Source organism: Yoonia sp. R2331 (assembly GCF_041103235.1).
GTDB lineage: Bacteria > Pseudomonadota > Alphaproteobacteria > Rhodobacterales > Rhodobacteraceae > CANMYO01.
In genome coordinates this window covers 2,265,725-2,282,812 of sequence record NZ_JBGCUN010000001.1, presented here as the reverse complement: position 1 = coordinate 2,282,812, position 17,088 = coordinate 2,265,725, and the positions used below count along the sequence as shown (strand labels likewise).

Annotated in this window: 18 protein-coding genes and 1 other RNA gene; 13 read left to right on the top strand and 6 right to left on the bottom strand. The window is 60.8% G+C overall.

Features of this window, described 5'->3' with window-relative positions; all coding sequences use genetic code 11:
- The first annotated feature begins 17 nt into the window (after positions 1–17).
- The 7 genes from gatC to AB3Y40_RS11685 all read left to right on the top strand — a co-directional run bounded on the left by gatC (position 18) and on the right by AB3Y40_RS11685 (position 5,814).
- A complete protein-coding gene (gene gatC / locus AB3Y40_RS11715) occupies positions 18–305 on the top strand; it encodes an Asp-tRNA(Asn)/Glu-tRNA(Gln) amidotransferase subunit GatC (protein ID WP_369438970.1) in 288 nt (95 codons plus the stop codon).
- Entirely contained in the window at positions 305–1,774 is a 1,470-nt protein-coding gene (gatA, locus tag AB3Y40_RS11710) for an Asp-tRNA(Asn)/Glu-tRNA(Gln) amidotransferase subunit GatA (RefSeq protein ID WP_369438969.1), read from the top strand. The genes gatC and gatA overlap by 1 nt, the downstream gene beginning before the upstream one ends.
- Before the next feature lie 24 nt (positions 1,775–1,798).
- Positions 1,799–2,545, top strand: a complete 747-nt coding sequence (locus AB3Y40_RS11705; protein WP_369438968.1) for a hypothetical protein — start codon at positions 1,799–1,801, stop codon at positions 2,543–2,545.
- Positions 2,506–3,225: an N-acetylmuramoyl-L-alanine amidase gene (locus AB3Y40_RS11700; protein ID WP_459553981.1), complete on the top strand. Its 720-nt coding sequence runs from the start codon at positions 2,506–2,508 to the stop codon at positions 3,223–3,225. Before AB3Y40_RS11705 ends, AB3Y40_RS11700 begins: the two co-directional genes overlap by 40 nt.
- Positions 3,226–3,237: 12 nt before the next feature.
- Positions 3,238–3,615, top strand: an RNA gene (gene rnpB / locus AB3Y40_RS11695) — RNase P RNA component class A.
- 331 nt (positions 3,616–3,946) lie between these two features.
- Entirely contained in the window at positions 3,947–4,114 is a 168-nt protein-coding gene (gene rpmG, locus AB3Y40_RS11690; protein ID WP_058315632.1) for a 50S ribosomal protein L33, read from the top strand.
- 173 nt (positions 4,115–4,287) lie between these two features.
- Positions 4,288–5,814, top strand: coding sequence for a calcium-binding protein (locus tag AB3Y40_RS11685; protein WP_369438966.1), 1,527 nt, complete (start codon positions 4,288–4,290; stop codon positions 5,812–5,814).
- A 72-nt stretch (positions 5,815–5,886) separates the two neighbouring features.
- On the opposite strand, the gene AB3Y40_RS11680 is transcribed toward AB3Y40_RS11685, so the two are convergent.
- From AB3Y40_RS11680 to AB3Y40_RS11670, 3 genes are all read right to left on the bottom strand, one after another.
- Positions 5,887–6,657: a Bax inhibitor-1/YccA family protein gene (locus tag AB3Y40_RS11680; RefSeq protein ID WP_369438965.1), complete on the bottom strand. Its 771-nt coding sequence runs from the start codon at positions 6,655–6,657 to the stop codon at positions 5,887–5,889.
- A gap of 145 nt (positions 6,658–6,802) precedes the next feature.
- Positions 6,803–7,027: a DUF1127 domain-containing protein gene (locus AB3Y40_RS11675; RefSeq protein WP_369438964.1), complete on the bottom strand. Its 225-nt coding sequence runs from the start codon at positions 7,025–7,027 to the stop codon at positions 6,803–6,805.
- A gap of 180 nt (positions 7,028–7,207) precedes the next feature.
- Positions 7,208–7,420, bottom strand: a complete 213-nt coding sequence (locus AB3Y40_RS11670) for a DUF1127 domain-containing protein (protein WP_369438963.1) — start codon at positions 7,418–7,420, stop codon at positions 7,208–7,210.
- Between the two features lie 114 nt (positions 7,421–7,534).
- Here AB3Y40_RS11670 and AB3Y40_RS11665 point away from each other — a divergent pair, with 114 nt between their 5' ends.
- A complete protein-coding gene (locus AB3Y40_RS11665; protein ID WP_369438962.1) occupies positions 7,535–8,419 on the top strand; it encodes a LysR family transcriptional regulator in 885 nt (294 codons plus the stop codon).
- Here the strand turns inward: AB3Y40_RS11665 and AB3Y40_RS11660 are convergent.
- Complete coding sequence (locus AB3Y40_RS11660; RefSeq protein ID WP_369438961.1) at positions 8,409–9,368, bottom strand: NADPH:quinone oxidoreductase family protein; 960 nt, start codon at positions 9,366–9,368, stop codon at positions 8,409–8,411. The two genes, AB3Y40_RS11665 and AB3Y40_RS11660, sit on opposite strands and share 11 nt — an antisense overlap.
- Before the next feature lie 289 nt (positions 9,369–9,657).
- Here AB3Y40_RS11660 and AB3Y40_RS11655 point away from each other — a divergent pair, with 289 nt between their 5' ends.
- The 3 genes from AB3Y40_RS11655 to AB3Y40_RS11645 are packed head-to-tail and all read left to right on the top strand — an operon-like array spanning position 9,658 to position 12,230.
- Positions 9,658–10,026, top strand: coding sequence for a helix-turn-helix domain-containing protein (locus tag AB3Y40_RS11655; RefSeq protein ID WP_369438960.1), 369 nt, complete (start codon positions 9,658–9,660; stop codon positions 10,024–10,026).
- Positions 10,027–10,081: 55 nt separating this feature from the next.
- Positions 10,082–10,900: an inositol monophosphatase family protein gene (locus tag AB3Y40_RS11650; protein WP_369438959.1), complete on the top strand. Its 819-nt coding sequence runs from the start codon at positions 10,082–10,084 to the stop codon at positions 10,898–10,900.
- A complete protein-coding gene (locus AB3Y40_RS11645) occupies positions 10,893–12,230 on the top strand; it encodes an 8-oxoguanine deaminase (RefSeq protein ID WP_369438958.1) in 1,338 nt (445 codons plus the stop codon). Before AB3Y40_RS11650 ends, AB3Y40_RS11645 begins: the two co-directional genes overlap by 8 nt.
- A 104-nt stretch (positions 12,231–12,334) precedes the next feature.
- On the opposite strand, the gene guaD is transcribed toward AB3Y40_RS11645, so the two are convergent.
- The gene (gene guaD, locus AB3Y40_RS11640; RefSeq protein ID WP_369438957.1) at positions 12,335–13,633 is read right to left on the bottom strand and encodes a guanine deaminase; all 1,299 of its coding nucleotides are present in this window, start codon (positions 13,631–13,633) and stop codon (positions 12,335–12,337) included.
- 106 nt (positions 13,634–13,739) lie between these two features.
- Here guaD and mgtE point away from each other — a divergent pair, with 106 nt between their 5' ends.
- Together mgtE and AB3Y40_RS11630 are read left to right on the top strand one after the other, a co-directional pair.
- Entirely contained in the window at positions 13,740–15,131 is a 1,392-nt protein-coding gene (gene mgtE, locus AB3Y40_RS11635; RefSeq protein ID WP_369438956.1) for a magnesium transporter, read from the top strand.
- Positions 15,119–15,670, top strand: a complete 552-nt coding sequence (locus AB3Y40_RS11630; RefSeq protein WP_369438955.1) for a 5-formyltetrahydrofolate cyclo-ligase — start codon at positions 15,119–15,121, stop codon at positions 15,668–15,670. Before mgtE ends, AB3Y40_RS11630 begins: the two co-directional genes overlap by 13 nt.
- Positions 15,671–15,678: 8 nt before the next feature.
- Here the strand turns inward: AB3Y40_RS11630 and cysG are convergent, their stop codons facing one another.
- The gene (gene cysG, locus AB3Y40_RS11625; RefSeq protein WP_369438954.1) at positions 15,679–17,082 is read right to left on the bottom strand and encodes a siroheme synthase CysG; all 1,404 of its coding nucleotides are present in this window, start codon (positions 17,080–17,082) and stop codon (positions 15,679–15,681) included.
- Positions 17,083–17,088: the final 6 nt, after the last annotated feature.

The window sequence follows — 17,088 nt, the reverse complement described above, 5'->3', positions numbered from 1 at the left end:
CCGACGAGAGAACGCCCATGTCGATTGACACCGAAACCGCCCGCCGCGTGGCGAAACTCGCCCGGATCAAGGTCGAAGACGACGCGCTGCCTGCGCTGGCGCAGGAATTTGGCGCGATCCTTGGGTTCATCGAGCAATTGAACGAGGTGGACGTTGACGGCGTGGAGCCGATGACATCGGTGACGCCGCAGCGGCTGAAGCGGCGCGACGATGTGGTCACCGACGGTGATCAGCAGGACGCTGTGTTGAAAAACGCGCCCGATGCGCGTGAGGGGTTCTTTGCCGTACCAAAGGTGGTTGAATAATGTCCGAGCTGTCCAAACTCACTATCGCTGCCGCCCGTGACGCCATGCGCAAGGGTGATCTGACCTCTGCTGAACTGACGGGCGCCTGTCTGGCCGAGGCAGAGGCCGCAGGCGCGCTGAACGCTTTTGTCCACCACACGCCTGATTTGGCGATGGAACAGGCCAAGGCGGCAGATGCCCGCGCCGGTGCAGATGCGCCCGCGCTCAACGGGATTCCGGTGGGGATCAAGGACCTCTTTTGCACCAAAGGTGTGGCGTCGCAGGCGGCCTCCAAAATTCTGGAAGGGTTCAAACCGGAATATGAATCCACCGTTACCACGCAGCTTTTTGATGCCGGTGCTGTGATGCTGGGCAAGCTGAACATGGACGAATTTGCCATGGGCTCGTCCAATGAAACCAGCGTCTATGGCAATGCGGTGAACCCTTGGAAGATTGACGCCGCATTGACACCGGGTGGTTCCTCTGGTGGCTCTGCGGCGGCTGTGGCGGCTGATCTGTGCCTTGCGGCCACAGGCACCGACACCGGCGGATCAATCCGCCAGCCAGCCGCCTTTACCGGCATCACAGGCATCAAGCCGACCTATGGTCGCGTCAGCCGCTGGGGCATTGTTGCCTTTGCCTCTTCGCTGGATCAGGCCGGGCCGATGACCAAGGACGTGCGCGACAGCGCCATCATGCTACAGGCCATGTGCGGCCACGATCCCAAGGACAGCACCAGCGCCGACATCGCTGTGCCGGATTTTGAGGCGGCGCTGACCGGCGACATCAAGGGCAAGACCATCGGTATCCCGAAAGAATACCGCATGGATGGGATGCCTGCCGAGATTGAAAAGCTTTGGGCCGATGGCACCGCGATGCTGAAGGATGCGGGCGCCAAGATCGTCGACATCACACTGCCGCACACCCAATATGCGCTGCCCGCCTATTATGTGATTGCCCCGGCAGAAGCCTCGTCAAACCTTGCCCGCTATGACGGCGTCCGCTTTGGCCACCGCGCCAAGCTGGAGCAGGGCGACGGCATCACCGAGATGTACGAGAAAACCCGCGCCGAAGGCTTCGGGGCAGAGGTGCAGCGCCGCGTCATGGTCGGCACCTATGTGCTGTCCGCAGGCTTCTACGACGCCTACTACAACCGCGCCCGCAAGGTCCGCGCCTTGATCAAGCGCGACTTTGAAACTGTGTTTGCCGATGGTGTTGACGCGATCCTGACGCCTGCGACACCTTCTGCCGCATTTGAACTGGGGGCCAATTTCGACCCGATTCAGATGTATCTCAACGACGTCTTTACGGTGACGGTGAACCTGGCCGGTCTGCCCGGCATCGCGATCCCTGCGGGTCTGGATGCCAAAGGGTTGCCCCTTGGCTTGCAGCTGATCGGAAAGCCATGGGAAGAGGCCGAATTGCTGAACGTCGCCTATTCACTGGAACGTGCAGCGGGATTTGTAGCCAAGCCCGCCAAGTGGTGGTAAATCCGTCAAAACGGCAAAATACGGGTGGCGGTCTTGTCCAAGGGTATCATTGTTCTGGCGCTTAGCGTTGTGGTCGCGGGCTGCGCGTCAAGCGTGCCAGAAAGCAACCGCGGTGTGGGCTTTGGCGATCCGATTGAGTTCGAACGCCAGCGCCTCGCGCGTGAGGCGGCGCTGACAGGGTCCGGGACGACGAACTTTGGCCCGCCGTCGGCTGTGCAAACCCAAGCGATCCCATCCTCCGATCTGGCTGCTGCGGGCATCGGACAAGGGGCCAGGCCGGGCGGACAAGTGGGCGCGCCGCTGTCCGCACTTGACCCCAGCCGCACGCAGGGTGTGCAGGCCAGCCCCACCAATGCTGCACCCGAACTGCAGAACAACCCCGGTATTTCGGACGAGCAGGATTTCAGCGCTGTCAGCAGCCGGGAATCAATTGAATCGGACGCGCAGCGCCGTGCGGCTCAAGCGGCACAGCGTGAGGTGATCGCACCGACCGCCCTACCGACCCGTCCCGCAGATACCGGCCCCAATATCGTGGAATTTGCGCTGAACGCGCCAAACCGCAAAGGGCAGGAATGGTATTCCCGCTCGATCCTGTCGGGGCAGGGTCGGTTCCAGCGCAATTGCGCCACCTATAATTCGCCCGATGCGGCGCAGCGCGATTTTCTGGCCCGCGGCGGGCCAGAGCGTGACCCGCGCGGTATTGACCCCGATGGCGATGGCTTTGCCTGCGGTTGGGATCCGGCGCCATTCCTTCTGGCGGCAGGCAACTGAGGCTGACGCGCCGCGATAGCCCCAATTGCGGGCCGCGCCGGGATGGTGCCACGCCTGACCTTGTTGTGATCCATTACACTGCAATGCAATCGGCAGCGGCGGCGTGTGACACGCTGTGCAATCCCAAGACCGAAGTATCGGCGCACTACCTCATCGCGGAAAATGGCGAAGTTGTCGCGCTTGTGCCGGAAGAACTCCGCGCCTGGCATGCCGGTGCGGGCCGCTGGGGCAGGGTGACCGACATCAACAGCCGGTCCATCGGGATCGAGCTTGCCAACCCCGGCGATTGCCCCTTTGCTGCGCCACAGATGGATGCGCTCGAGGAGCTGCTGGGCGGGATCACACAGCGCTGGGCGATCCGGCCCGAACGGGTGATCGGCCATTCGGATATGGCGCCGGGGCGCAAGATTGACCCCGGGCCCCGGTTTGACTGGCAGCGGCTGGCGCGTGCGGGGCTGTCTGTCTGGCCCTCATCGGTTGCTGGCGCGCCCTCTTCGGATTTTGACGCCGCGGCGCGCCGGTTTGGCTATACGGTGGAAGTCACGGACGACCTGCGCCTTGCGGCATTCCGTTTGCGGTTCCGGCCCCATCAAACAGGTCCCCTTGATGACATCGATCGCACGTTGATGGCGGACTTGGCAGGGCGCTTCCCCGTTGACGCAAGCGGCGTGACCGCCTAAGCCATCCGTCGCGCGGATGGCTGGATGATCGCGGGCGGGCAACCGTTCGAGGAAAGTCCGGACTCCATCAAAGCATGGTGCCGGGTAACGCCCGGCGGGGGTAACTCCAGGGAGAGCGCCACAGAGAACAGACAGGCCGGGTCCGCCCGGTTAATGGTGAAACGGTGGGGTAAGGCCCACCGCGCGGCTGGCAACAGACGCGGCACGGCAAGCCCCACCAGGAGCAATGCCAAATAGGGACCGCGTGCCGGGCAACCGGCGGGGAGGCTTGATCCCCAGCAGGTCCGGGTTGGCAGCTAGAGGGCCGTTGGCAACAGCGACCCCAGATGAATGGTCATCCATCCGTGGCAACACGGGGGACAGAATCCGGCTTATAGGCCATCCGCGCATTCATTGATCTATTACCACGTTGGGGTTGGGTAGAGGCATGACGTCACTTGCCCGTCCCCAATCTCCTGAAAGCTGGATCGCGCAGATATTCTCGGCCAAGTCCGCGATGTCTGGCGGCGTGGTCCGCCATGCCGGACCGATCAGCGTCCTGTTCTGACGCGAATTTTCGTCGAAAATTCGAATCCCCGATTATTCGACGAATAATCGCATCTCTGGACTGGCAGAACCGGGATTCACGGTGTTTGCGGTTGACAGGCAACACGCGCCCGGTAAAAGGCAGCTTCAATGAGATTCACGCCCGCGCCAGACGCGGCGCAGCCGGAGAAGACACATGGCGAAGCCAACCACGATCAAGATCCGCCTGAACTCCACCGCGGGGACCGGGCATTTCTACGTTACCAAGAAAAACGCGCGCACGATGACCGAAAAGATGGTTGTCAAAAAGTATGACCCGGTCGTGCGCAAGCATGTGGAATACAAGGAAGGCAAGATCAAGTAAGCGATCTGCCAAACGAACCTTTCAAAGGGCCGCGCTGATCAGCGCGGCCCTTTTGCTTTGCGCGAAAGACCTATGGCGGCAATTGCGCGCGTTTTCGAGATCTCCTGAATCTGTGCAAACTAGTTGGGCCAATTTTTGGCTGATTGATCTAGTTTTATTTTGGGGGGCGGTACATGCCATTTTTTAACATTGGGACCGATGCAGACGGATTTACCATCTGGCGCATGGGAGCGGCCGATGAGACATCTTTTTATCTCAACGGGGGCGAGGACTTCTTTAAGGGCACGAATGCGGGTTGGCTTGGGTTTCTTGATGCCGGTAACGGCAGAAACGAAGTCACATTGCAGTCAAACGTCTTTACGCTCAAACTGGAGGGCGGAAACGATGTTCTGAAAATTCTGTCAGGCACCAACGTTGAAAGTGCCTTCATGGGCAATGGAAATGATCGTGTGGAGATGTTTGGCGGCATCGCAGGCTACGTCAGCCTTGGGGCAGGTCGCGACGTTCTGGTCATGCGTAACAACAGCAGCGCGCTGACGGTTGGCATGGAAGATGGCGATGATCGTGTCACGCTGAACAATTCACTCATCAGCAATCTCAACGGGTTTGATGGCGACTATGTCATCAAACTCTTCAATGGATCGCTGATCGAGCACACGATCCTTGGCGGCGGAAGCAACGACCTCACACTGCGCAATTCAGAGATGCACTGGCTCCAATCCTATGGCGATGTGACCATGTCGATGGAAGGAAATTCATCTGTCCTCGCGATTGAACTGGCCGGCGGCTCCAATGTCATCTCGACAACCGGTCCGTCCTGGATCGGTACATTGGTCTCTCACGGGGACCTGACGCTGGATACAGATTCCTATGGCGTCAACACGCTCAAACTCTGGGGCGGTTCGGGGATCAACAACGCGATCACCAACGGAACGGGAGATATGGAATCGATCGAAATCTGGGCGATCCAAGGCTACCACAACATCAGTTCCGAAGGCTATGTGCGCAGCGTATCCGTCAGGGATGACAACGCCGTCGACATGACCTACGGCAGCGGCGGCGGCGGCTCGTTTCACTCAACGTCGTCAGGCACCGTGAACATCGTTACGACCACCGGCGTGGTCGACCAGATCTGGCTGGGGAGCGGCAACGATTCCGTGGAAATCGGTTCTGCCGGTGCCGGCGACATTGGCACCGGATCTGGCGACGACGTGGTGATCAACCATGGCTATACCGATACGCTTGACGTGGCGGATGGCAACGACGAAATCTACAACTATGGCTTCATTCGTTATGTCCATATGTGGAACGGTGCCGACTACTACGAAGGCAGCGATGACCAGGACGTTGTTGAATCCGGGCATGGCAACGACACCGTCAATGGCAACCTTGGCGACGACATCATCTGGGGCCGTGCCGGTGCCGACGACATCCGTGGCGGCGGCGATGACGACATTCTGCAGGGTGGCAACGGAGCTGACGAATTCTTTTTCGCGGAAGGCGACGGCTCAGACGTGATCCGGGATTTCGATGTCGGCACCGATACCATTGTCTTTGAAGGCGGCACCATCGTCTTTGGAGATTTGGCCTTTGCAGAGGATGCCCGCGGCGTGCTGGTCGATTACGGCACTGGCGAGATATACCTGCGCGGGGTCACAGAGCTTGAGATCGACGATACCAACAACTTTGATTTCATCTAAGCTACCCTTCTGAACGACGAAAAAAGGGCCGGTGTTTCCACCGGCCCTTTCATATTCGATCTCAGTACGAAGTTATTCGCGGCTGCCCAGCAGGTTCAGCAACATGATGAACAGGTTGATGAAGTCCAGGTAGAGTGACAACGCGCCGTGGATCGCAGCCTTGCCCAGCCATTCCTGATCGCCGTGTGCGGCATGCGCGATATAGGTCGTCTTGATCTTCTGGGTGTCATAGGCGGTCAGGCCTGCAAAGATCAGCACACCAATTGCCGAAATCGCAAATTCCATCGCAGACGACTGCAGGAAGATGTTCACGATCATCGCCACGATCAGGCCGATCAGACCCATGATCAGGAATGATCCCCAGCCAGAGATGTCCTTCTTCGTGGTGTAACCCCAGATCGAAAGACCCGCAAAAGCGATGGACGTGATCAGGAAGACCTGCACGATCGAAAACCCGGTGTAGACTAGGAAGATCGCGCTGAGCGACAGACCAACCGCGGCGGCATAGGCGTAGAAGTAGGTTTGTAGCCCGGCGGCCGACGCACGGTTTGACACCGCGCCAAAGCCAAACACCATACCCAGCGGCAACAGCATCACTACCCACTTCAGTGGGGTCGCGAACAAGGCATAGCCAAGCCCGGTGAGGTACTCATTGGCCCCGATCTGGTATTCCGTAGGAGTGGATGTGACAGACAGGCCGGCAATGGCCCAAGCCGCCACAAATGTGATGATCATGCCCACGGACATTGTGCCGTAGACCTTGTTCATATGGGCGCGCAGGCCCTGATCGATCTCGGCAGAGCGTGCGCCGCTCGCGGTCCGGATCGTTTGATATTCAGCCATATTGACCTCCAATTTAGACAACAAACGGATTTGTGCCCGCTTTAGGGTCAATATCGGCACAGACCCCCTTGTTTTCAAGAGGAACCTGAGGGGTCCGTGCCGGTTTTCGAATGGTCTGTGCCGGAATGTCGCAGTTGGCCGCCGGTCACTGCGCCCAAGTGGCCGGAACATCCCAAAGCGGGCGCGATGCTTCGGCCTGGGCTTCGGCAAAGGTCAGCCCCAGATCATGCAGTTGCGCGTCGTCCATCCGGGCCAGTGCCTTGCGCTGCTTGTGCAGGGCAATGAGCTTGCCAATCAGGCCAGAAACCGGTGCAGGCTTGGCAGCGATTACAGGGGTGTTGATGGCGGTGAAGGAAGATGCAGTGTACATGATGAGGTGTCCCAATATTTTGATTTCATTTACTGTTTTCGTGTCTTGCCACTTTGCTAGACGCGGCTCAAGCAACCCGACAGTCTGGCAAACCATACCTTTGGTCGCGGGCGGGTCAGGTATTCCTTACGTTTGGTCAACAAAGGTCTGGAATACCCGACTGCGCCGCCGCTGGGTGGCCTAGCGCCAGTGTTCGGGGGCGTCCCAAATGCTGCGATTGGCTTCTGTGCGGGCCTGGGCTTCTGTTACGCCGATATCGTTCAGCAGGTGCGGTTCAAGGCTCGCCAGGTCGATCCGCTGCCGTCGCACTTGGGTCAACCGCTGGATCAGTTGCATCAGGCCCGCGTGGCGGGGCCAGGGGGCGGGGCGGGTGATCTTGAAGGTCTTGGACATTGCATTCTCCTTCGTGATGAATTCGCGCTGTCGTATATGTATGGTTGATATGTGGGTCAAAACGTGAGATAAGGAAAATGAATGTTTGGAAATTGAAGTATCAGGAATTGTGATATGCCCAGAAATCTAGATCTGACCGCCCTGCGTTCCTTTGTGGCTGTAGCTGATACCGGTGGCGTGACGCGGGCCGCCGGTTTCCTGAATCTCACGCAATCGGCAGTGTCGATGCAGCTCAAGCGGCTTGAGGAATCGATTGGTGTCGAACTGCTCGACCGCTCTGCGCGTACAATTGGGCTGACGGCATCGGGCGAACAACTGGTCAGCTATGCGCGGCGCATGCTGGACCTCAATGACGAGGTTTACGGCAAGCTCACCTCGGAGGAATTCGAAGGCGAGATCAAGTTGGGCGTGCCGCATGACATCGTCTACCCTGCCATTCCGCAGGTGCTGCACCGCTTCAATGCGGCCTACCCACGCCTGCGGGTGCGATTGCTGTCATCCAATACGCAGGCGCTCAAGACCCAGTTCAACCGAGGCGAGGTTGAGTTGATCCTGACAACAGAATCCGAAGGCAGTGAAGGACGCCAGACCTTGTGTACCCGCAACCTGGTCTGGGTCGGGGCCCCCGGCAGCACCGTCTGGCGGGCGCGTCCGCTGCCGCTGGCGTTTTGCCAAAGCTGCCTGTTTCGACCGCGTGTACAACGGTCACTTGATGACGCAGGCATCGCTTGGGAAATGGCCGTAGAAGGCGACGGCGACCGCGCGATTGAGGCGACAGTCAGCGCTGATCTGGCGATCCACGCCGTGCTGGACGGGACCGAACCGCCCTATTTTGACCGACTGCCGGTCAGCACTGGGTTGCCCAAGCTCGACCAGATGCAGATCAACCTTTACCGCGCTGAACTGGCGACAGGGGCTGCAATGGATGATCTGACGCGCATGTTGGAAGACGCCTTTCGCCCCGCACCGATTGCGCTGCCACAGGTGGTTACGGCGTAACCACAACCTTGCCAGTGGCCTTGCGGCTGGACAACAGGTCCAGCGCGTCCTGCGCCTGTTCAAGGGGCAGGGCGTGGCTGACATGGGGCTTCAGCCGGCCATCCACGTACATCTCCATCAGCGCGCCCAGACTGTCGGTCAGTGCGGTTGGATTGAATTTCAGATAGCCACCCCAGTAGAACCCGATCACCGTGATGTTCTTGACCAGAATAATATTGGCAGGCACCTGCGGCACGTCTCCGCTGGCAAATCCGATGGTCAACACACGCGCTTCGCGGTTGGCCGCGCCAAGCGCTGCCTTGAACGCATCCCCGCCCACCGGATCATAGATCACGTCTGCGCCGCCCAAGGCTTTGACGGCTGTCTTGATGTCAGCGGTCGTGCTGTCAATCAGGTGGTCTGCCCCTGCGGCCTTGGCCACGGCCAACTTGTCGGCCCCGCGGGCAACCGCAATCACCGTGGCCCCAAGTGCCTTGCCGATTTCCACCGCAGTCAGCCCGACGCCGCCTGCCGCCCCCAGCACTAGCAGTGTTTCACCAGCCTGCAGATGCGCGCGGCGGGTCAGTGCAAGGTGCGACGTGCCGTAAGCCACCTGAAACCCCGCCGCAACCGTGGCGGGCATTGCATCTGGCACCGCGCGACACAATGCGGCCGGGAAAATTCCTTGCTCAGCCAATCCACCTTGCCCGCCGAAAACCGCCACCCGTTCGCCAACCTTTGGCGTCGTGACATCCGGCCCCTGCGCAATCACCGTTCCGCAAACCTCCATCCCAAGAGTAAAGGGTGGCTTTGGTGTATCCTGATAGGTGCCATTCGCCATCAGCAGATCAGCGAAATTCAGCCCGCATGCCTTTATTTCCAAAAGAACTTCGCCGCTTTGGGGTTTTGGTGCTACAACCTCTGACAATGCTGCGGGAACAGCGAAATCTGAAACTTGAAAGGCGCGCATAAGAGGTTTTCCTTTGTTGGCTTGTCCGGGCCGATGGTGACCTGATGCGCTCCAAAGGTAAACGGGCGCAAGTCTTCCTCTGACGCAGCGTCGAAAAAGTGATCAAATATGTTCTGTTTCAGTAAAAAGGTGGTGAGACCTGTCCTTTAGTTACCTTGACCGCCTGCAACCGTTGCGTGTCTTGTTGGCAGCGGGTTAAGACAAGCTCAGGCCAAATGGCAAGGTCGCGCCAATCGGTGTTTTGGTGGGGAAACGCGGCCACAACAAGTAACGTAGTAAAGGATGTGTCATGAAACATGCAGTAGATGTCCACGTCGGGAAGCGTATTCGCCACCGCCGTTGGATGAACGGAACCACCCAGCAACAGCTGGCAGAGGCTGTCGGCATTAAATTCCAACAGATCCAGAAATACGAAACCGGCATGAACCGCGTCAGCGCTTCGCGCTTGTGGGATATCAGCCGGGTTCTGAATGTGCCCGTGTCCTTCTTCTTTGAAGGTCTTGCGGCCCAGCAGGACGACAAAGCCAAAAACGATCTGCCCGGTGATATCCTGACGGACAAAGAGGCGCTTGAACTGCTTCGGTCCTACTATGCGATCCCGGAAAACCAGCGCCGTCGCCTGTTCGATCTCGCAAGGGTCCTGAGCGAGGCCGCTTGACCCCACTGTGCTGCCCACGTTACCGCTAGGGGGCAGCAAAACAGCGGGGAACGGCATGACAGCATCACCAGATCAGCCGACGCGGGACACATTGATCCGCGTCGCGCATCGTCTGGCCGACGCCGCGCGCCCCGAAACCTTGCGCCTGTTCCGTCAAGCAGGGCTCGTCGCTGACGACAAGACCGGCGGCGAAGGGTTTGACCCCGTCACCGAAGCGGACCGCGCCGCAGAGCGTGTGATGCGCGATATTCTTGAGGCCGAACGCCCGCACGACGGCATTCTGGGCGAGGAATACGGCACCAAATCCGGCACCAGCGGTCTGTCATGGACGCTTGATCCGATCGACGGCACGCGCGGATATATCAGCGGCACGCCCACATGGGGTGTGCTGATCTCGGTCGCGGATGCCACCGGCCCGCTCTTTGGGATCATTGATCAGCCGTTTATCGGTGAACGCTTTGCCGGTGGTTTCGGCGTGGCCGAGGTTTCAGGTCCGCTGGGCACCCAAACCCTTGAAACCCGCAAACGCCGCGCCTTTCCCGATGCGACCTTGTTGACGACCTTCCCAGAGGTCGGCACCCCCAAAGAAGGTCGCGCCTTTCAGAAAGTGGCCGAAAAGGTCAAACTGGTCCGCTATGGGATGGATTGCTATGGCTACGCGCTTTTGGCCGCGGGACAAGTTGATCTGGTGATCGAGGCGGGGCTGCAACCCTATGATATTCATGCACCAATTGCCCTGGTGCAGGCGGCAGGCGGCGTTGTATCCAACTGGCAGGGCGGGGCGGCCCATCATGGCGGCCGGGTGATTGCCGCGGCCAACCGCGATGTCCATGCGGTGGCGCTTGAGATGTTGCAGGACGCCATGGATGACTGAAACGCTGCTGGTCGGTGCCGATGTCATCCTGACGATGGATGACGCTGATGCGCGCTTGACCGGGCAAGACATCCTCATCCGCGACGGGGTGATCGCCGCCATCGGTCCTGACCTGCCGCGTCCTGACACCACTATAAATGCAGCAGGCTGCGTCGTGACGCCGGGGTTGGTGAATACCCATCACCATCTCTATCAGACGCTGACCCGCGCAGTGCCCGGCGGGCAGGACGCGCTGCTGTTTGGCTGGTTGCAAACGCTCTATCCGATCTGGCAAGGCTTTGATCCCGAAGCGTTCTTTGTCTCTGCCCAGATCGGCCTCGCGGAACTGGCCTTGTCCGGTTGCACGCTCACCTCTGACCACCTTTACCTGTATCCCAACGGTGCGCGGCTGGATGATACCATTGCCGCCGCAGGCGAAATTGGCCTGCGCTTTCATCCCACGCGCGGATCAATGAGCATTGGCGAAAGCGACGGCGGCTTGCCGCCCGATGCGCTGGTTGAGGATGAAGACGCGATTCTGAACGATTGCATCCGCGTCGTTGACGCCTTCCACGACCCGTCGCCCGGCGCGATGGTCCGGGTGGGGCTTGCGCCTTGTTCGCCGTTTTCCGTCAGCCGCGATCTGATGGCAGAAACCGCCAAGCTGGCCCGTGACAAAGAGGTGATGCTACACACCCATCTGGCCGAAAACGACGAAGATATCGCCTATAGCCTTGAAAAGTTCGGCTGCCGTCCCGGTCAATACGCCGAAGATCTGGGCTGGACGGGGGACGATGTCTGGCACGCACACTGCGTTAAACTCGACAGGCAAGAGATTGATCTTTTTGCCAAATCCCGCACCGGTGTGGCCCATTGTCCCTGTTCGAACTGTCGCCTTGGGTCCGGCATCGCACCGGTGCGCGCAATGTTGGATGCCGGCGTTAACGTTGGATTAGGGGTTGATGGCGCTGCCAGCAACGATGTGGGCAATTTGGTTAACGAAGCGCGGCAGGCGATGCTGCTGCAACGGGTTGCCAATGGTGCTGACCAGATGTCCGCGCATGAGGCGCTGCGGATTGCCACACGCGGTGGTGCGGCGGTTCTGGGGCGTGATGATTGTGGTCAGATCGCTTTGGGCAAACGTGCTGATATCGCGATTTGGGACACGCAAGCCATTGAAAACGCTGGATCCTGGGATCCGGCCGCACTGCTTCTGGCCGGGCCAAGCAAGGTGCGGCATCTGTTTGTGGAAGGGCGGCAGATCGTGGCAGAGGGGCAAGTGACCACAGTGGATTTGCCCCGCGTGATCGCCCGGCAAAACGGCATCGCACGGCGGTTGATGGAGCGATAGCCGGTTGGGCCCAAAATCGCGATGCAGAAACCATGCACATCCCATGCACAGCCCATGCTGACGCAAATCTTAATAGCGGGACGGTGCCCTGTCGCGGTGCGGCCTTAACCTGACACCTTGTCGCGGCGCACCCCCGCCACCCAGACGTCACGCACGGCCCGGTCATCACCCATCATGATGGTGGGAAAAAGCGCGTCCCAAAACCCTGTGGCCCGCGCGGATCGCTGCGCAATGGCAGGGGTCGAGGCGAGGTCCAGTACACACAGATCAGCCGCCGCACCCGGCCCAAGATGACCGATCCGCTCGCCCATGTGCAGGGCATGCGCTGACCCTTCAGTCGCCAGCCACATCAGTTGCGCCGGATGCAGTGCCGTGCCACGCAGTTGCGCGATCTCATAAGCTGCGGCCATCGTGCGCAACATCGAAAAGGATGATCCGCCGCCGGTGTCTGTCGCCAGGCCGATGCGTATCTGTTGGGCCGCAAGGCCCATAAGATCAAAGAGGCCCGACCCAATGAAGGTATTCGACGTCGGGCAATGCACCACGGCCGCACCCACCTCTGCCAGCCGGTCCACCTCGCGCGGGGTCAGGTGGATCGCGTGGCCATAAAGCCCATTGGCACCCAAAAGCCCAAAGGCCTCGTAGGTGTCCAGATAGTCGCGGGCGTCAGGGTAGAGATCGCGCACCCAGTCGATTTCGGGCAATTGCTCGGACAGGTGTGTCTGCATCAGGCAATCGGGGTGTTCCGCCCAAAGCGCCCCCAGAGCCGCCAATTGGTCGGGTGTTGAGGTCGGCGAAAACCGCGGCGTGATGGCATAAGACGCACGGCCCACCTCGTGCCATTTTTCCAGAAGCGCCTTGCTATCGTCATAGGCGGATTTTGCGTCGTCGCGCAGGTCCTCGGGCGCGTTGCGGTCCATGCAGGTCTTGCCAGCCACCACCGCCATATTGCGCGCGGCCGCCGCGCTGAAAAACGCATTCACACTTTCGGGGTGGATCGTGCAAAAGCTGGTCAGCGTCGTGGTTCCGTGATCCAGCGCCAGATCAAGCGTGCGGCTAGCGACGTCATCGGCATAGGCCCGGTCGCCAAAGCGTGATTCCTCGGGGAAGGTGTAGGTGTTCAGCCAATCAATCAGCTGTTTGCCCCAGCTGGCAATCATCCCCGTCTGGGGGTAGTGCATATGCGCATCGACAAAGCCCGCACTGATCAGCGCATCGCCATAGTCGGTGACCTGCGCATCAGGATGTTCCGCACGCAGACTGGCCCCTTCGCCAATCGCTGTGATCACACCATCCGCGATCAAGACACCCCCGGTACTGTTGTGCCGGGTCGCGTCCTCCCACCCCAGCAGGGGATTGCCGGTAAAGCCAAGGGTTTGCCCCAAAAGAAGATGTGTGGTCATGGCCCGACATTACGGCGCACAAGCGGGGGCCACAATCGGGCAAAGCAATGCTTGTGCGCGCGCGGCACCGGCTTATGTTGCCAATCAGCACGACCTCGGGGGCGCCATGTCACAATCCGATCCACATCCCATCCCGCATGACGAGGACGGCGAAGAGGCATTCGGCATCTCGCAGTCCCTGTTTGACGATGCGCTAGATGCGGTCGAGGCGCAGGATGCCGCGGCCCTGCACGCGCTGCTGGACCCCGAACACCCCGCCGACGTTGCCCATCTGATCGAACAGCTTGATGGCAAGGACCGCCGCGCCCTGTTGGCCCTGTGGAAGGGCGGGATGGACGGGGAAACCCTGTCCGAGCTTGACGAGCATCTGCGCGAAGAGATCATCGAAGGGCTGGCCCCTGAAGAGCTGGCCGATGCGGTGCGCGAGCTTGATTCCGATGATGTCGTGGATCTGGTCGAATACCTCGACGAAGACCAGCAAGAGGCGGTGCTGGACGCGCTTGAACCCTCTGACCGGGTGGTTGTCGAACAATCGCTGACCTACCCAGAGGAATCTGCCGGGCGTCATATGCAGGTTGAACTGGTGCGCGCGCCCGAACATTGGACCGTGGGCGAGGCGATCGACTACATGCGCTCTGACGTGGTGCTGCCGGACCAGTTCTATCACATGATCCTTGTCGATCCCCGGCTCAAGGCGCTCGGCTATGTCACCCTAGGCCGAATCCTGTCTCACCCGCGCGACATGCCGCTGAAAGATTTGATGGAGGACAGCTTTCGCACTTTTCACGTGGCTCAGGACGTTGAAGAAGTGGCGCAGGCCATCAACCACTATCACATGATCACAGCACCCGTTGTCGATGACGATGACCGCATTGTCGGGGTGATCACCATTGATGACGCGATGATGTTCCTTGAAGAAGAAGCCGAAGAAGACCTGTTGCGGCTGGCCGGTGTGGGCGAAGGGTCATTGTCGGACCGGGTGATTGAGACGACCAAGCAGCGTTTTCCTTGGCTGGCGGTCAATCTGGTCACAGCAATCCTCGCCTCGATGGTCATTGCGCTGTTTGAAGAGGTGATCGCGGGGTTGGTCGCCTTGGCGGTGCTGATGCCGATCGTCGCCAGCATGGGCGGCAATGCCGGCACGCAAAGCCTGACGGTGGCGGTGCGCGCGCTGGCCACGCGCGATCTGACCGGGTCCAACGTCTGGCGGGTGATCCGGCGTGAGGTGCTGGTGGGCCTTGTGAACGGTGTAATTTTCGCCGTTGTGATGGGTGTCGTCGGGGTGATCTGGTTCGGCTCTCCCATGCTGGGCGCTGTGATCGGTGTGGCGATGGTGGTCAACCTTGTGGTGGCCGGACTTGCGGGCACGGGCATCCCGATCCTGCTGGAGAAGCTTGGGATTGACCCCGCACTTGCATCGGGCGCTTTTGTGACGACCGTGACGGATGTGGTTGGTTTCTTTGCCTTTTTGGGTTTGGCGGCAGCATGGTTGCTTTAAGCGAACGCAAAGACGAAGCGCGCCGCGCGGCATTTGAAAGGCGCAAGGCGGCGCATCGCGGGCAGGCGGCGGCGGGCCATCTGTCAGAGGTGCTGGCAGGCTATCGCGGTGTGCCTTTGGCAGGATACGCCCAGATGCGCACAGAGATTGACCCGACCCCCGCCATGGAAGAGGCCGCTGCCCACGGGTCTGTCGGTCTGCCAGTGATCATGGGCGCAGGCCAGCCGCTGCAATTTCGGGAGTGGTCGCCGGGCTGTGCGATGGTGCCGGGCGCATTTGGGGCCGCAATCCCTGAATCCGGTGATTGGATGACGCCCGAGATCGTGATCGTTCCGCTGGTCGCGTTTGACCGTGGCGGTGGGCGTTTGGGCTATGGCGGCGGCTTTTATGACCGCACGCTGGAACTGTTGCGCGCGCAAAGGGCGACGTTGGCCATCGGCTTTGCCTATGCCGCACAAGAGGCAGAGGACCTGCCGCTTGAACCCACCGATCAGCCGCTTGATCTGATCGTCACCGAAAGCGGCGTGCTGACGCCATAGGGGCGCGTTCAGGCGCTGGCGCGGGCCAGGTGCAGCGGGGCCAGTTGAACCGCAGCCAGTGCCTTGGGCCATGTGACAAGCAGCACGGCAGAGCCGGTGATCTGATGGGCGGCCAGCGCATCCACCAGTGTGGCCAGCGTGGCGGTCAGGTGCCGCGCGCCGGGTTTTGAGACATCCACGCAGATATCGACGGTGACATCGGGCGGAATGCCCTGTGCGATCCACTGATCCGCCAAGCGCCCCGCCTGCCGCGTTGCCATGTAAAGCGCCGTTGTGGTGCCGGGGCCGGACAGGCGCGTGGCCGCGGGCAGGGGATCATCAGCGCTGCCGGTGCCGGTGGTCAGGATCAATGTATCGGCCACGCCGCGTTCCGTCAGGCTGCGGGTCAGGCTGGCCCCGGCGGCGGATGCTGCCGTAACACCGGGCACGACCTCGATGGGGATGCCAGCGGCGCGGGCGGCGTCAATCTCTTCGGTCGCGCGGCCAAAGATGCCCGGATCCCCCGATTTCAGGCGCACAACGCGCGCGCCCTTGCGGGCGGCGGCCACGATCATCTGGTTGATCCGGTCCTGCGGCCATTGATGCGCGCCCACATGTTTGCCCACAAACACCCGCTCTGCGTCGCGCCGCGCCAGTTCCAGCACCTCGGCGTCCACAAGCCGGTCGTAAAAGATCACGTCCGCCTCTTGCAGGCGTTCCACAGCGCGCAGGGTCAACAGATCGCGCGCGCCGGGGCCCGCACCCACCAGCGCGATGTGACCCATGTCGCTGGCCGTATCAGGCGCGCGCCTGGCCTTGATGGCGTCTTTGATCGCGCCCGCTGCGGCCCGTTCGGCCCCACGCGTCCAATCTGTGCGCGGCGCCCCTTTGAACACCCAGGCCCAAAACGCGCGGCGCTGGCCTTGCGGCACCCGGCGCGCCACGGCAGGGCGCAGCCGCCCGGCAAGCGCCGCTAGCCCACCCAGATTTTGCGGCAAGCTGCGTTCCAGCTGCGTCTTGATCTGCCGGGTCAGCACCGGCGCAGTCCCTTCGCTGCCAATCGCCACCACAATCGGGTCCCGGTCTACGATTGCGGGAGTTGTGATGTCACAAAGCGCGGGCTGATCGACCACATTGACCGGACAGCCTGCCGCCTTGGCAAGCGCATGGGCGGCTGCGTCAAATCCGGGGCAGCCGGTCCCGACAAAGACCATTGCGGCATCCGTAAACACCGATGCGTCGAGCGTCTTGACCTGCAGCGCGCGGCCCGCCGCGACCAGATCGGCCAATTCATCCTCGAGCGTGGCGGCCACAAGCACCAATTGCGCATCGGTCTTCAGCAGCAGCCGGGATTTTTGCGCGGCCTGTTCACCACCGCCGACAATCACGACGCGGCGACCTGTCGTGCGGAAAAACATCGGAAATGACTTCATCGCGGG

Coding starts and splice junctions, on each gene's coding strand:
- AB3Y40_RS11645 (WP_369438958.1), top strand. CDS start 10,893: ATGACTGAAACGCTGCTGGTCGGTGCCGATGTCATCCTGACGATGGAT.
- AB3Y40_RS11660 (WP_369438961.1), bottom strand. CDS start 9,368: ATGCGCGCCTTTCAAGTTTCAGATTTCGCTGTTCCCGCAGCATTGTCA.
- gatC (WP_369438970.1), top strand. CDS start 18: ATGTCGATTGACACCGAAACCGCCCGCCGCGTGGCGAAACTCGCCCGG.
- mgtE (WP_369438956.1), top strand. CDS start 13,740: ATGTCACAATCCGATCCACATCCCATCCCGCATGACGAGGACGGCGAA.
- AB3Y40_RS11665 (WP_369438962.1), top strand. CDS start 7,535: ATGCCCAGAAATCTAGATCTGACCGCCCTGCGTTCCTTTGTGGCTGTA.
- rpmG (WP_058315632.1), top strand. CDS start 3,947: ATGGCGAAGCCAACCACGATCAAGATCCGCCTGAACTCCACCGCGGGG.
- AB3Y40_RS11655 (WP_369438960.1), top strand. CDS start 9,658: ATGAAACATGCAGTAGATGTCCACGTCGGGAAGCGTATTCGCCACCGC.
- AB3Y40_RS11650 (WP_369438959.1), top strand. CDS start 10,082: ATGACAGCATCACCAGATCAGCCGACGCGGGACACATTGATCCGCGTC.
- cysG (WP_369438954.1), bottom strand. CDS start 17,082: ATGAAGTCATTTCCGATGTTTTTCCGCACGACAGGTCGCCGCGTCGTG.
- AB3Y40_RS11675 (WP_369438964.1), bottom strand. CDS start 7,027: ATGTACACTGCATCTTCCTTCACCGCCATCAACACCCCTGTAATCGCT.
- AB3Y40_RS11680 (WP_369438965.1), bottom strand. CDS start 6,657: ATGGCTGAATATCAAACGATCCGGACCGCGAGCGGCGCACGCTCTGCC.
- gatA (WP_369438969.1), top strand. CDS start 305: ATGTCCGAGCTGTCCAAACTCACTATCGCTGCCGCCCGTGACGCCATG.
- AB3Y40_RS11630 (WP_369438955.1), top strand. CDS start 15,119: ATGGTTGCTTTAAGCGAACGCAAAGACGAAGCGCGCCGCGCGGCATTT.
- guaD (WP_369438957.1), bottom strand. CDS start 13,633: ATGACCACACATCTTCTTTTGGGGCAAACCCTTGGCTTTACCGGCAAT.
- AB3Y40_RS11670 (WP_369438963.1), bottom strand. CDS start 7,420: ATGTCCAAGACCTTCAAGATCACCCGCCCCGCCCCCTGGCCCCGCCAC.
- AB3Y40_RS11685 (WP_369438966.1), top strand. CDS start 4,288: ATGCCATTTTTTAACATTGGGACCGATGCAGACGGATTTACCATCTGG.